The sequence below is a fragment of the Reinekea forsetii genome (assembly GCF_002795845.1).
Taxonomy (GTDB): domain Bacteria; phylum Pseudomonadota; class Gammaproteobacteria; order Pseudomonadales; family Natronospirillaceae; genus Reinekea; species Reinekea forsetii.
The window spans coordinates 1,734,785-1,748,845 of sequence record NZ_CP011797.1; the positions used below are offsets into that span (position 1 = coordinate 1,734,785).

A 14,061-nucleotide genomic window follows, 5' to 3' on the forward strand; every position below is an offset into this window, starting at 1 on the left:
ACTGGTTTCGTTTGTGGTCCAGGGAGATACAGAATAACCATCGCGCGGCCCATTAGGAAGTTTTCCCAACCAGGCCCAGCAATCAAGTTGCGCGCTAGACGGGCCCAACAACTGGGGCCTGCTCGGCGATTTCAGGTACCGGGCTGGACTGCGGATCAACAATCAGGGGTTCCAGCGTTTGATAGGAGATTTTAAGGTGGACGCTGTTCCAGACCAGATCTTCGACAAAACGTTCCATCATCATTTCATAGGCGGTGCGATCTGGCCGGGTGAGGAACATCTTTTGGGCGATCTTGCAGGAATTAGCCAAGCTGCGCCGTGTCACTGCGAGGTTTAGATAGTTTTCGATGATTTTGACCAGATCGGAGGCCTTGAACTGATCCATTCGCTGCAACAGTTCGGCGAACAAGTCCTGTTCATGCTGTTGTTCGAGTTCCAGCATCCCCGGTTGCAGCCCTTGCTCAATCGCATCGCTGAGCGTCAAGGCGCCTGAAAGAAATTTATAATCGAGCAACAGCCTATGGGCCTCGGCACTCAGGGTGATATTGACCGGTTGGGTGTCGAGTCTTCGGTCCCGTCGGCGCCGTTTTTTGGCCGATAAGGCACGCCGCAATCGACCCCAATCGTCATCCTCGAGCGCCTCGATTAGGACCACTTGAGCCGTCTGATAGAGTTCGTCATCGGGCGGGTCAATGCTGCGCCAATGGCTCAGATGCGTTTTAAGACTGGCAATCCCGGTGCGATGAATAGGATGCTCCGGGTGGCCAAGCCAATCCGGCAGGGTCAACTGATAATCGAGCCAGTCGAGGCAATCGAGCCAGTCTCTGGCATTGAGTTGGTAACGTGGCCTGGCCATAACAATTCAACTATCCAGTAAAAAATGGGTTGGTAATAGGCCCGAGGGCCGACTGATATCAGAGTATATCGGTCATTTCGTCTACACTGTAGTCTTTTAGAGCGATATTTAAAGATCCAAGAGGAAAATGCTCTAATGCCTTACAACCTATATGATCCCGAGCTCTAACGCTTTTAGTACCGCCCGGGTCCGATCTCGGACGCCCAGCTTGGCCAAAATATTGGAGACATGGTTTTTAATGGTGCCTTCCGATTTGAAAATGGCGCGCGATATCTCTTTATTAGAGTAGCCTCCGGCCATCAGGCGTAAAATTTCAATTTCACGTTGGGTTAAGGGATCTTGCACCGGATCTTTCTCAACGCGACTGCCACCGTCTTTCTGCAATTCGGTAAAGCCTTTTATCACCCGTTCCGTTACCGCTGGCTGAATCATGGTTTCCCCGCGGTGGACGCAATCGATCGCCTCGACAAGAGACTCAAGTGACACATCCTTTAGCAGAAAGCCTCGCGCGCCGGCTCGTATGGCATTTAACACCAGCTCGTGATCATCGAAGGTGGTGAGAATAATCACGGGGATGTCGATGCCAGTATCTTTCATCTGCTTTAGGGTCGATACACCATCGAGTTTGGGCATTCGGATGTCCATCAGCACCACATCGGGCGCGAGCGGTGCAAACAGACTCAGGGCCTCTTCGCCATCACCCGCTTCGCCGACTATATCGATATGCCCCGCCAGATTGAGTAAGGATTTAATCCCTTCGCGCACGAGGTTTTGGTCGTCGACCAACATTACTCTAATCATTTTTTGCGCTGTAGCAGTCATAGTGCCTCCATGGTTGGGATGCGGATGTTCAGGCCAAAGCCCCTCGCGGTGTTAATATCGATGTGGCCGCGTAATTTCTCGATGCGTTCGCGCATCCCTTTTAGGCCGTTACCCTCGTGAATGCTCAGTTGGCAATGACCATTATCCTTGACCGCCAGTTCAACCTGATGGGGCTGCTGAGCCAGACTAATATGCATTTCACTGGCATTGCCATGCTTCAAGGTATTGGTGATTGCCTCCTGGACGCAGCGAAACAGAGTTTCGGCGGTTTTTGCATCGTTGAGCTTAAAATTGGGTGCCACGACGAGATCGATCTTCAAGCGTGGAATTTGCGCGACCAATGCATCCAATGCATCCTTAAGCCCGATATTGGAGCCTTCACGCATCTCGTGCACCGTTTCGCGCACATCGGTAAGCAATTGTTTGGCGACCCAATGGGCCTCAACGACATGGGCCTTGTTTTCACCTTCGGTGGTATAGGTTAAATACTGTAATTTTAGAATCAGAGCCGTTAAATGATGTCCCAAACCGTCGTGCAGGTCACGTGAGATGCGCAGTCGCTCACTTTGTTTGGTTGATTCCTGTAACAGCGCCTGGGTGGCAATCAGCTCGCGATTGAGCATGGTGATTTCATCGCGTGCTTCCTGTTCTTGGATAACCCGCTGACTCATGCGAAAGGCAAATAGGTTAAAAGCCCCACCTAGAGCGGTCCATACCAAGGCATCAGGCGTTTGCCAGTAGAACGCATTGTAAAAGTAGTCGATAGCAATCAGCGCTAACGCACCCATTAGCGCCGGCAAGTGATTAAACCGAATCGGTAACTGGGCCGCTAGGGCGACGGCCAATATCGACACCACCCCTGAGTTGGTTAGGGTGCGGATCAGTAAAATGGCAATCAATTGGCCCACCACCGACAGCTGACGAATTCGGCTGTCCATCCGTTTAAAGGGCTGTTCGCGTGTGGTGAAGTAAAAACCAAGAATAAACAGTAATAGGCAGAGTACGATGGTTAATAACTTGAGTTGGCCTGCCAAGGTATCGGCCGGCTCAGAACTGAGGGTTAAGTAGCAGACAATGGCCCAAGCCAAGTATCCGGTCATGCCTTCAACGTTCTGGGCTAAGGAGTTTTGGTACACGCTATCCACTATTTTTCTCAAACCAATTTCCTTTAGATTCTAATGCGCCTATTGCCGGCTGCCCAGTGACTAAGGTCACTGTTGCTATTCAAATGAAGCCATGATCATATGGTATGCATGGCAACAAATCTGCAACTATCCGTCTTTCGGACTCACAGGCACCAACCTGCCCTATTTTCCCATTACGAGGCTCATCCGTGACCGCACAGAAGCTGGTGCCCATTTTTGACAATCTGAACTACATGGCCAATCCGTTTCGGCAGGGCTTTAATGTCAGTGAACCTACTCTGGCACTGACCACCATCCCGGCCAATGCATTGAACGCCGACGCGCTATGCTGTGCGCAATTTCTTTATACCTATCGCGGCAGCCTAGACACCTTTGCCTCGTACCGGCGCGAGATCGAGCGTTTTGTGCAATGGTGTTGGTTTGTTGAAGGCCTGTGTCTGAGCGAGGTGCGCCGCCAGCATATAGAGGCCTTCGTCCATTTCTGCCAAGCACCGCCGCTCAGCTGGATCGGGGTTAAATCGGTGCAACGCTTTCAGAATGGCGACGGGTTGCGCATTGCCAATCCGGCCTGGCGCCCCTTTGTGGTCAAGGTCAGTAAACGCGACCATCGACTCGGCGCCGACCCAGATCCAAAGCAGTATGACCTCAGTCAATCGGCCCTCCAGGCCCTATTTTCGGTGCTCAGCACCTTCTTTAATTATCTGATACAAGAAGAAGCCGTGGCCTTGAACCCGGTGGCGCAAATCCGCCAAAAAGGAAAGTTTCTGCGCAAGCGTCAAGCCGTCAGTACCGTGCGCCGTCTTTCTGAAGCCCAATGGCATGAGGTGTTGATGGCCATCGAGGCGGTCTTACACGAGGACCCGGATAAATGGCAGCGGTCGCTCTTTATCGTCAGCTGTTTATTCGGCCTTTATCTGCGGATTTCAGAGTTAGCCGCCTCGGATCGCTGGCAGCCAGAGATGGAACACTTTTGGAAAGACGCGCAGGGCAACTGGTGGTTTACCACGGTCGGCAAGGGGAACAAGGAACGCGACATCTCGGTGTCCGATGCCATGTTGACCGCATTGCGGCGCTATCGTCAGTATTTAGGGCTCACCCCCCTGCCATTGATTGGCGACCACACGCCGCTGATTGCCAAAATTCGTGGCAAAGGCGGTATTGCCAGTACCCGGCAAATTCGCTTTATTGTTCAGGAATGCTTCGACTTGGCGACCTTAAGACTGAAGGCCCAGGGTGAATCTGAGGAGGCTGCGGCGCTGGAAACGGCGACAGTGCATTGGTTGCGCCATACTGGCATTTCTGAAGATGTCAAAACACGACCGCGTGAGCATGTGCGTGACGACGCCGGTCACGGTTCCAGCGCCATCACCGATCGCTACATCGATGTTGAACGCCAGGCCCGGCACGCCAGTGCGCGAGCCAAAAAAATCAATCCGACGTAACAGTCCGACCAATAAAGCGCGTTGGTGTGCGCATGGTGACAAACTCTTCGGCCGCCGTTGGGTGAATGCCCAAGGTGCTGTCGAAGTCTGCCTTAGTGGCGCCCGCTTGCAAGGCCACAGCCAAACCCTGGATGATTTCACCGGCCTCATGGCCGACCATATGACAACCGATTACCTTATCGGTTTCAGTGTCGACCAATACCTTCATCAGGGTCCGATGAGTACTGCCCGACAAGGTGTTTTTCATCGCTTTAAAACGGCTCACAAAGACTGCCACTCGATCGTACTGGAGTATGGCCTCGTTCTCGGACAAACCCACTGTGCCAAGGTTGGGCTGGCAAAAGACCGCGGTCGGAATCAAACCGTAGTTGACCTTACGCGGGGCATCTTGGGAAAACAGATGATGCGCAACGTACATGCCCTCGGCCAACGCCACCGGGGTGAGCTGCACTCGACCGATGACATCACCGACCGCGAAGATATGCGGGACATTGGTCTGGTAATGTTCATTGACCTCAAGATGGCCGCGGCTAGCCAATTCAACCCCTGCGGCCGCTAACTTGAGTGGTTCGACCAATGCTTTGCGGCCCAAGGCATTGATTACCGCGTCCGTTACCACGACCTGGTCATTATCAAAGGTGACGGCCAATCGGCCATCGGCCTGCTTTTCAACCTTCTCCACGGTACGGCCGTAATGGATATCAATACCCGCCTCGATCAGTTCTTCGGAGACAAATTGGCGAATATCATCGTCGAAGCCGCGCAATACCGGTGCGCCGCGATACACCAGATGGGTGTCCGAGCCTAAACCGTTCAAGATGCCGGCAAACTCTACCGCGATATAACCGCCGCCGACGACAATGGCGTGACGGGGAAACTCGTCCATATAAAAGAATTCATTCGAGGTCATTACCAGTTCATTACCAGGGATCGGAGTGGTCACCGGCCAGCTGCCTGTGGCAATCAAGATGTTGGCGGCGCTGTAGACCTGATCACCGACCCGGACACTGTGTTCGGTAACAAACTCACCGTGACCGTTGATGATGGTGACCCCACTATTTTCCAGCAGACCTTGATAGACCCCTTGCAATCGCTCGATCTCCGCGGTTTTATTATCTCGCAGTGTGGGCCAATCAAAGGTGGGTTTTTTGTCTACCGTGTAGCCAAAACCGGCCGAGTCTATAAAGCTCTGATTGAATTCCGAAGCATAGACGAACAGTTTTTTGGGCACACAACCGACATTGACACAGGTTCCGCCCAGATAGCGAGCTTCGATGACTGCCACCCGTACGCCCATTTGGGCGGCCATTCGGGCGGCGCGAACGCCTCCGGATCCGGCGCCGATGACGAGTAAGTCGAAGTCATAGTTCATGGTAGTTCCTCGGGTTGTGGTTATAAGCAAGCAAGCAAATGGATGGGCGCCGAACAAGGCACCCTATCCTTTCAGACATCTGATCGAGCGAATCAAGCGGTTCGATCAATGTAGTTTGGATTGGGACGGTAGAGCACGAATTCCTTGAGTTGCCCTAGGGGTAATTCGGTAAATACTTCATAACTGAGACTTTGGTAAAAATCCAAATAACGATTATTACCGGTGTCCAAAAACAAACCAATGGAGTTTTCGTCTTGGTCGGTTATAGCGTGGATCGATTCAAGCAACAGCTTGCCCAAGCCCTGCTTTTGAAAATCGGGATGGATGCCGATTAGGCTGACCATACGATGGTTCTTCGACGGCAGACTTTCCTGCACATCATTAAAATAGTCAACAAAGCGTCGAGTGCTTTCGAATCCGGCGGTTAGGATCATTTTTAGGCGCCAAAAGAGCTGTTTGGATATATCCATTTTCAACTGCAGATCGCTAAAAAAGGCGACCCCCAGCAGGCGATCGTCCGCTTTGTGCACCACGCCAAAGATAAACTCCCCTCGGTCCATGTGCAAACCGATTAGCTCGCGAATTGTCGCCCGAATGCGTTGTTTATAGCCGGGGCGCTGGGCATCAAGTAAATATTTAAAGGTCGGTTCGTCTTTGTAGGAATGATACAGCAACGACCGCGCCTGGCGATTAAAGCGGTCATCCAAGCGGACGACCGCTACGTCATCTAAGGCTATCAGTGGCATAAATCACCTTTATTGTTGTTTTTATTGGTTTTAGTACTGTCCGTTGCCGGCCGATGCCTCAGTTCAGAGTCCCTAGGGTCACTCTGACGGAGACAAAACCGGATTTGGGGCGATCTTCTAATGTTAACTCGGTATGGCCAATGCCCAGTGCCGTCAAACCGCCCAGCCATTGAATGACCGCCGGGTAGCGAACATCCTCTAGCCAGACCTTGAGTAGAGTGCCATCGGGCTCGAACCGTTGAATATCGACACCAAAGCGGGCCGCCTGGCGCCTCACTTCGCTGTTTAAACTACCGGTGTCGAAGGTTGGGTCTTCACGACTGTTGCCCAAGGCCTGTGGCGCTAAGCTCAGCAGTTCGCGGTAAACACCCTGGGCGTTCTCTAGATCTTTGTTTAGCTGTTTATTAGCCTTAAGCACCGGCAAGGTAATACCGAAAATTAGAATAGCCAACAGCAGTGCGACCATCAGCGCCAAAAGCGAGCGTTGGTCGCGTCGGCTATAGGCCGCCCACTTGAGTCGGAGCGGTTCGAATAGGTTTTCAAACATCAGACTTGCCCCCCATAAACCGACTTAAACCGCGCCCGAAATACGTCCTTGTCTTGATTGGCCGAGTATTCGACCGTGTAGCCTTTGTCGGTTAGACCGGTTTTGAGGGATTCGAATAAGGCAAAGGCATCGCCCGCGTCGGCAATATCCTGAACCAGGGTGAAATAGGCCTCTTTACGGTCATGATTGTAACGGAAATCTTCCAGTTTGAAGCTAGGGCTGGCAATCGTTAGATCGTTTAACACGGCCAAGGCATTCACTTGCACACTTCGATCGACAATGCCGGATTCAGTCGCCAAGGTGCGCATTTCCCGGGTCATCAACGACCGTTGGATGCGCTTATCCTGACCAAAGACCTGCAGAAAAACGTTATCGCTGGCCGCTAAGGTTTGCTCGATCCGAATCTGCAGCCGATGATTATCCAATAGGGTTAGGCTCACCCAGACGACAAAGGCGGCCAGACCGGCGACTGCGGCGGGTAGCCACAGCTGATATTGGGAATTGGAAGGCTGTTGACTGAATTCAGCGGTAATCAGGTTGCCAGGCTGCCTGTTACCCTCTGCCCGATCATGCCAATCGATGAGCTGTTTTATATCCTGAACGACCCACTGCACGGGGACACCGGTTGCTTCCAGTTGGTTGACAATCGACTTGGCCACACCATCGGCATGGGCACTGATGATCAGGATCGGCGCCTCAGGGTCGAGTTGATTTTGCTGCGACCACATATCAAACCATTGCGAGAAGCCCTTGGGATGTATCTTGAATATCTGGTCTCGGGCACTCAGGGTGACGATCTGCTCGGAGATCTGTAATAGGGTTTCGTTGGTCTGATTTTCTGGGATCGAGAAATCTTGGCAATTAAAGGCCTCCAAGACGATCAAGCCGCGCACGCGCAGGGTCTGTAAGACCCGACTAAAGCGCTCCAGCCCGGTGACCAAGACGGTGGCTGCCCCGCCCAGTGGCTTGTTTTTCAATACCAGATGCACGCTATCGATGTCTTGGGCGAGGAATTCTTCGGCGGCAAACTTCAGGGCTTGGCCAGACAGGCGTCGCGTCTTGGCCGGTAAGTTCAGCTCAAGGGTCGAGAACCAGTATTCGGGTAAAAACAACCTGACCGAACAGACGGTTAGATTATGCGCTTGTTTTTGATCCAGCAATTCCTCGAACGAACCCTCAAAAACACTCGGGTCGCCTGGCCAATACCACTCTAGGCGATCGGCGGTGTCCCAAAACAGGCTTAATTGAATACTCATTGACACTCCATTTTAACTATTCGACTCGTTGGTATCATCTAAGTCTGCCGATGCCGCGGGCCCTTTAATCGGGTCACCCGGTATCGGATTGGCTTCCTTCACCGATCGATCTCTTAAGGTTAAGGTCATCCCCGACGAACCACGATGTAACATGCTGCGTTGAGTCAGGGTTCTGTCCTGTAACGTCACTGAAGTATATAACTCGAACCAATTGGACGTAACACTTAGTTGCGCCAGCAATACCGATGAATCCTGATTTTCTTTAAAAACTTCGCCACTTAAGAAGTCACTCAGAGACGTAAAGCCGGTTTCCCCGCGGCTGGCTACGACCTGTTGGGCGGTACTTTCATCGATATAGACCGCAATTGACTGGATGATTTCGGCCGGCGCAGTATTGATATTCAATTTGCTATCGGCCGGTAACGCACTCAGATAGGGCGCAATCTTCTGATACTCAGCATAATCGACCGATTTTAACAGCAACAGTTCCGATAGATCGGCCATGCTGGTGTATGCCGGCGCATAGCTGGGCCGTTCATCGGCATAGAAATAGTCAATGCCGCTGTCTCGATCAAACCATTGCAACAGTTCGTCAGCAATTTCTGGCTTAGAGCCGAGAATGGTTAATAAGCGCATCAAGCCCTGTTGTGCCGAATCCCGATAACCGCTTTCCAGAGTCAGCCAGTTTAGGTTGAAGCGGCCCTGTAAATCGTTTAATTCCAGTTGAATCATGCCCTGATCGACGGGGAATAGGCCATCTGCGGTGTTCCACAGTTCGTAGAGATGATCGGTTTGACTGTTGCGCAGGTCGATTATCAGACCGACCTTGGCGATGGCCTCGGCACTCTCTGCATAGGTCTGTGCTTGGCCGAGAAACAGACTCTGAGCTGTCCGATCGATTTGAATACGTTGCTCATATTGTAATTTGGCGGCCACCACGATCAGGATAGCGAAGACCAACATAACCTGAATCAACACAAAGCCACTCTGCTGACGTCTCATGGCAAGGCCCCCTGATCCAGAGGCGGTAGGCTGGGTACGGCAAAGAGGCGTTGATGAATCGGGCCTGTGCCAAGGGTAAGGCTAATTTCGACGCCGATTAGGCGAGTCAGTAGCAACCCGGTACGTGGGTCGGAAGTGGGCGGCTCGGACTGGTACTCGGTGCTCTTGGTTTCCGGATCGTAGGTTAAAAAACGCCAATCGATGGCTTTGAGCGGGCGCAACAGTCGTTGGTGATACCAGCGCAGGGAACCGTCATCGTCTAGATGGGCCTTATAACTGCGAATCAAGCAACCGCCCTGATCGTTGATGAGATCATCCTCCAAGAGGTCACACAGCTCACTACCGGGTTCTGCCAAGCGATAGACAACCCGCTGCTCTGTGGAACGCTCATAAGCGATGAAGGGACTCCAGGCCCAACCATTGTGGGTCAGCGCCAAGCCATCGGCATCCATTAGCATCGCGGGCGCAAAATCACCAAAGGCGTCTTTGACCGGTCGCTGGGGGCTGAATTGGATGAAATCCTGTTCCAGTAAGCGCATGGCTCGACTCAACTGCGAGGTTGACTCGGCTTGGGCACCCAAGGTGTCGCGAGTATTGATGCTGGTACGCAACAGATTAAAGGTGCCGATGGCGATAACCGCACTCAATGCCAGGGCAACCAATAGTTCGATCAGGGTCATGCCCTGTACCCTGTTCATGCCCTGGAACGACTTCATGGCGAGCCCGCCTCACCGAGCACGGCAATGAGGATGTCGGCCGGAGTGTCATCAGTTTTGAGTCGAGTGCGCAGTTTTATGTGCCGTAAAAAGGGTCCAAGCAGGTCCATCTCGACATTGCTGACTTCAATCTCGACGATCCAGTCTTGATTATTATAAGAATAGTTTTGTCGGGTGGTGCCGCCATCGGGTAGCGCTTTGTCTAAGCGCATTTGGGTGAGGACATTTTGATTGATCCAGCGCGCTTGGACCTGCTCCTCTATCTGTCGAGCACTGTTCAAGGCCTGAATGTTGGAGGTGGCGATCGTCGACGCCAGGAGCGCAAAAATAGCCAAGGCCACCATGACTTCAACGAGGGTAAAACCCCGGTTAGGGTGCTTCACGGCTTAACTCCAGACGATTAAAGCCATCACCGACGATCCTTATCAGCTGCTCTGACATGGCATCGAGCCGCATAGTCATGACAAAGGACGGGGTATATTCCTCCGAGGGCAAGAGAATCACCTGGGGCTGAATCAGCGCAGGGTCCTCCGGTAACGCCTCAGACAGCGCGACCCACTGTTGGGATTCCAAATCGAGCATCAGCTCGACGATCAAATCGTCGTTTTCATTAACATAGGGGCTCTCACTGATCACGGTCCAAACCACGTCCGCTTCGCCGGCATCCGGGTCACCGGCCTGCCAACTCAGGGTCGCCACAGAGCCAGTCATAAAATAGAGCCCTGTTTCGCTCAGGGTTACTAGGCTTTGATCTTGCGCTCGGGTAAACCAATGGACCAGGATATCACCGGTGCGCTGCAGATCATCAAGCGGGTCATTGCGCACCACACCGAGCCGTATCGCAGCGGCACCGATCCCTATGATCAGAATTACCACCATGAGTTCGATCAGCGAAAACCCGGCGTCACGCCGATGTCCGCGAGGCATCATCAGTTCAGATTAACTGAAGAGATATCCTGGTAGATACCCTCACCGCCATCGCTGCCGTCGGCTCCCAGAGAGATGATTTCCGGTACATTGTTCTCGTTAATATAGCCATAGGCATTGCCCCAAGGATCCAGAGGGGTCTTTTTCAAATAGGGCCCGCGCCAGTTTTTCGCTTCCGGATCGCCACTGGGTTTAGCCACTAAGGCTTCCAAACCCTGATTGGTCGATGGATAGTGCGAGTTGTGTAGGCGATACATTTCTAACGACTGGCCGATGGTGCTCATATCGGCATGCGCCGCGGTCACACGAGCCTCATCGCCCCGCCCCACTACATTGGGTACCACCAGGCCAAAGATGATGCCCAGGATCACTAGCACAACCATGAGTTCGATCAGGGTAAAACCCGTTTGTTTTTTCATTGCTTTAAAACTCCAGCCCGGCAACCTCTGAGGTCAACCGGCCATATTATTCATTTGCATTATAGGTAGCACAATGGCCAGGACAATCACCAAAACGATGGCACCCATGATCAGAATCATCAGCGGTTCGAATAGGCTTAAGATGGTGGTAATCAGCTCCTGCACAGAGCGATTTTCAGCATCGGCGGTTTTCTGTAACATGGCATCGAGCTCTCCACTGGCCTCTCCGCTGCCTATCATATGCAACATCATCGGCCGGAAGTAACCGGCCTCGGTCAAAGCTTTGTGTAAAGACGAACCTTCACTCACGGCCACCGCGGCGCGGCTAACCCGTTGTTTTATCTCTAAATTTGCAATCACCTGAGCCGAAATTCTCATCGCTTCCACCAAGGGCACTCCGCTCCCAGACAACATCGCCACGGTGCCAATAAAACGTGAGGTGTTGAAGCCTTTAGAAATCCGCCCGATCAGGGGTAAGCGCAGCAACAGACGGTGGGTCTTGGTACGCCGCTCGATGGGCCGGTTATAGAGATGAAAGAGCAGCGCGAGCGCGATACAAAAGACTAAAAAGTGCCCCCAATAGCGCATCACCATATCGCTAGAGGCCAGTAAAACCCGGGTGGGTGTCGGTAATACTTGACCGGTGGAGGAAATCACCCCGACGATTTCGGGTACCACCGAATAGAGCAGAAAGACAATGATCAGTAGCGCCACACCGGTGAGAATGGCGGGATAAATACTGGCCATCTGGATTTGCTTACCAATGCGCTGCTGTTCTTCCATATGATCGGCCAGGCGGTTCATCACCCGATCCAGATGGCCGCTGTGTTCCCCGGCATTGACGGTGGCCTGATAGAGCACCGGAAACGCTCGCGGGTACTCGGATAAGGCATTGGCCAGACTAAAGCCCTCTAGCACCTTTGAGCGCACGCTCAACACCAGGCTACGCACCTTGGCCTTTTCCGATTGATCGGCGGCGGCCTTAAGGCATTCTTCCAACGGCATTCCAGAACCGACCAACGTGGCCAATTGGCGGGTCACCAGAGCCAGATCGGCTACCGATAGGCCGGGTGAAAACAATCCCTGGGATTGATTTTTGCTGCGCTGTTTCTGGGCCTGCTGTACTTCTTGGACAAACCAGCCCTTATCGCGCAACTGCTGGCGAATCTGACGGGCACTGTCGGCCTCTAAGATGCCTTTTTTCTTTTTGCCCCGGCCATCGAGAGCGACATATTCAAATGCTGCCATCAGTAGCTCCGATTCACGCGCAGAACCTCTTCGATGGTGGTCACACCTGCCAACACCTTGACCTTGCCATCGTCGAGAATCGAATGAGCTGATTTACGGGCGTAGAGATCCAACTCCAGATCGCCAACCTGCTTATGAATCAGCTGACGCATACCGTCGTCGACCCTAAGCAATTCATAAACCCCGATCCGGCCTTTAAATCCCGTGCTTTTGCAAGCGGAACAACCATTGGCGCGGAATATCTCATAGGGTTCGTCTGCGCTCAGGCCCAAGAGTTCGCGTTCGCTGCTATCGGGATTATGCGCCACCTTACAGTCATTACAGAGGGTGCGCACCAGGCGCTGAGATACTAGGCCGATAAGGCTCGATGCCAATAAAAAGGGTTCAATGCCCATATCTTGGAGTCGGGTAACGGCACCAACCGCCGAGTTGGTGTGCAAGGTGCTGAGCACTAAATGGCCGGTCAAACTGGCTTGTACGGCAATTTCAGCGGTTTCAAGATCGCGGATTTCACCGATCATCACGACATCGGGGTCTTGCCGGAGAATCGCGCGTAAACCGCGTGCAAAGGTCATCTCGACCTTGCTGTTCACCTGAGTTTGACCAATACCCGGTAGGCTATACTCAATCGGATCTTCGACCGTCATAATATTACGGAACTGGCTGTTTAGGGTCTGCAAGGCGGCATAGAGACTCGTAGTCTTGCCCGAGCCGGTCGGGCCGGTGACCAAAATAATGCCGTGCGGTCGAGAAATCAGGTCTTTCAACTTAGCATGATCATCCGGACTCAGACCCAGGTGAGCCAAATCGAGTCGACCGGCCTGCTTGTCTAGTATGCGCAAGACCACGCGCTCGCCATGGTTGGCCGGTATGGTCGAGACGCGCAAATCTACCTCTCGACCGGCCACACGCAGCGATATACGGCCATCCTGAGGTAGGCGTTTCTCGGCTATATCCATACGCGCCATCACCTTAATCCGCGACACCAAGAGTGGTGCTAAGGCGCGGCGCGGCTGCACGACCTCGCGCAGGACACCATCGACTCTAAAACGGATCGATAGGCGTTTCTCAAAGGTTTCGATATGGATGTCGGAGGACCCTTCACGCACCGCCTCGGTCAGAATGGCGTTGATCAGGCGAATGATCGGCGCCTCATCGACTTGATCCATCAAATCTTCGGTCTCAGGAAAGGATTCAGCTAAGCTGCTCAAATCCATCGATTCGCCCAGCCCCTCAACCATCTGCATGGTTTCATCGGAGTCGGTCTGATAGGCGCGATTAAGCGCCTCGGCAAACTCGTTATCATTGATCAGTTCAAGCGGGACCACGGCTTCGATCAAGCGCTGTGCTTCTTGCATGGCGACTAGGTTAGCGTCGGGTCGATATAGCAAGCGCAGACCGTCGGCATGATGATAATCGATGACGACACCGTGTCTTTTTGCATATGCAAAGGGTAACTGTTTGTCCATGTTTTAATAAAACCAGTTAGAAATCGTAGAAAGAGTTTAACAGTAACGCCTAAGTAGTGAATTCTCCAGGGGATTCACGCCAACCTTACAACTG

The 14,061-nt window shown here is 52.7% G+C and carries 15 protein-coding genes; 1 reads left to right on the forward strand and 14 read right to left on the reverse strand.

The genetic code is table 11. From position 1 onward, the window contains the following. Nucleotides 1-94 precede the first annotated feature (94 nt). From REIFOR_RS08070 to REIFOR_RS08080, 3 genes are all read right to left on the reverse strand, one after another. A complete protein-coding gene (locus tag REIFOR_RS08070) occupies nt 95-856 on the reverse strand; it encodes a hypothetical protein (RefSeq protein ID WP_100257072.1) in 762 nt (253 codons plus the stop codon). A 147-nt stretch (nt 857-1,003) separates the two neighbouring features. Beyond that, nucleotides 1,004-1,678: a response regulator gene (locus tag REIFOR_RS08075; protein WP_227003801.1), complete on the reverse strand. Its 675-nt coding sequence runs from the start codon at nt 1,676-1,678 to the stop codon at nt 1,004-1,006. Beyond that, nucleotides 1,675-2,835, reverse strand: a complete 1,161-nt coding sequence (locus REIFOR_RS08080; RefSeq protein WP_145980264.1) for a sensor histidine kinase — start codon at nt 2,833-2,835, stop codon at nt 1,675-1,677. Before REIFOR_RS08080 ends, REIFOR_RS08075 begins: the two co-directional genes overlap by 4 nt. Before the next feature lie 176 nt (nt 2,836-3,011). Here REIFOR_RS08080 and REIFOR_RS08085 point away from each other — a divergent pair, with 176 nt between their 5' ends. Beyond that, nucleotides 3,012-4,265, forward strand: coding sequence for a tyrosine-type recombinase/integrase (locus REIFOR_RS08085; protein ID WP_227003802.1), 1,254 nt, complete (start codon nt 3,012-3,014; stop codon nt 4,263-4,265). Here REIFOR_RS08085 and gorA read toward each other — a convergent pair. The 11 genes from gorA to gspE form a co-directional block, all read right to left on the reverse strand. Beyond that, nucleotides 4,252-5,637, reverse strand: a complete 1,386-nt coding sequence (gene gorA, locus REIFOR_RS08090) for a glutathione-disulfide reductase (protein ID WP_100257074.1) — start codon at nt 5,635-5,637, stop codon at nt 4,252-4,254. The two genes, REIFOR_RS08085 and gorA, sit on opposite strands and share 14 nt — an antisense overlap. Nucleotides 5,638-5,729: 92 nt before the next feature. Then, nucleotides 5,730-6,383 carry a GNAT family N-acetyltransferase gene (locus REIFOR_RS08095; RefSeq protein WP_100257075.1) on the reverse strand — a complete coding sequence of 218 codons (654 nt, stop codon included), beginning with the start codon at nt 6,381-6,383 and terminating at the stop codon, nt 5,730-5,732. A gap of 58 nt (nt 6,384-6,441) precedes the next feature. Further along, nucleotides 6,442-6,930, reverse strand: a complete 489-nt coding sequence (gene gspM / locus REIFOR_RS08100; RefSeq protein ID WP_100257076.1) for a type II secretion system protein GspM — start codon at nt 6,928-6,930, stop codon at nt 6,442-6,444. Further along, nucleotides 6,930-8,186: a type II secretion system protein GspL gene (gspL, locus tag REIFOR_RS08105; RefSeq protein WP_100257077.1), complete on the reverse strand. Its 1,257-nt coding sequence runs from the start codon at nt 8,184-8,186 to the stop codon at nt 6,930-6,932. The genes gspM and gspL overlap by 1 nt, the downstream gene beginning before the upstream one ends. A gap of 12 nt (nt 8,187-8,198) precedes the next feature. Then, nucleotides 8,199-9,188 carry a type II secretion system minor pseudopilin GspK gene (gspK, locus tag REIFOR_RS08110; protein WP_100257078.1) on the reverse strand — a complete coding sequence of 330 codons (990 nt, stop codon included), beginning with the start codon at nt 9,186-9,188 and terminating at the stop codon, nt 8,199-8,201. Beyond that, nucleotides 9,185-9,904: a type II secretion system protein GspJ gene (locus REIFOR_RS08115; protein WP_100257079.1), complete on the reverse strand. Its 720-nt coding sequence runs from the start codon at nt 9,902-9,904 to the stop codon at nt 9,185-9,187. The genes gspK and REIFOR_RS08115 overlap by 4 nt, the downstream gene beginning before the upstream one ends. After that, nucleotides 9,901-10,287 (reverse strand): type II secretion system minor pseudopilin GspI, encoded by a 387-nt coding sequence (gene gspI / locus REIFOR_RS08120; protein ID WP_100257080.1) that lies wholly within the window; start codon nt 10,285-10,287, stop codon nt 9,901-9,903. The genes REIFOR_RS08115 and gspI overlap by 4 nt, the downstream gene beginning before the upstream one ends. Beyond that, on the reverse strand, nt 10,274-10,834 hold the full coding sequence (locus tag REIFOR_RS08125) for a type IV pilin protein (protein WP_227003803.1): 561 nt from the start codon (nt 10,832-10,834) through the stop codon (nt 10,274-10,276). Before REIFOR_RS08125 ends, gspI begins: the two co-directional genes overlap by 14 nt. After that, nucleotides 10,834-11,250, reverse strand: a complete 417-nt coding sequence (gspG, locus tag REIFOR_RS08130; RefSeq protein WP_100257082.1) for a type II secretion system major pseudopilin GspG — start codon at nt 11,248-11,250, stop codon at nt 10,834-10,836. The genes REIFOR_RS08125 and gspG overlap by 1 nt, the downstream gene beginning before the upstream one ends. Before the next feature lie 33 nt (nt 11,251-11,283). Continuing rightward, a complete protein-coding gene (gene gspF, locus REIFOR_RS08135; protein ID WP_100257083.1) occupies nt 11,284-12,498 on the reverse strand; it encodes a type II secretion system inner membrane protein GspF in 1,215 nt (404 codons plus the stop codon). After that, nucleotides 12,498-13,967 (reverse strand): type II secretion system ATPase GspE, encoded by a 1,470-nt coding sequence (gene gspE, locus REIFOR_RS08140; RefSeq protein WP_100257084.1) that lies wholly within the window; start codon nt 13,965-13,967, stop codon nt 12,498-12,500. Before gspE ends, gspF begins: the two co-directional genes overlap by 1 nt. Between the last annotated feature and the right edge of the window lie 94 nt (nt 13,968-14,061).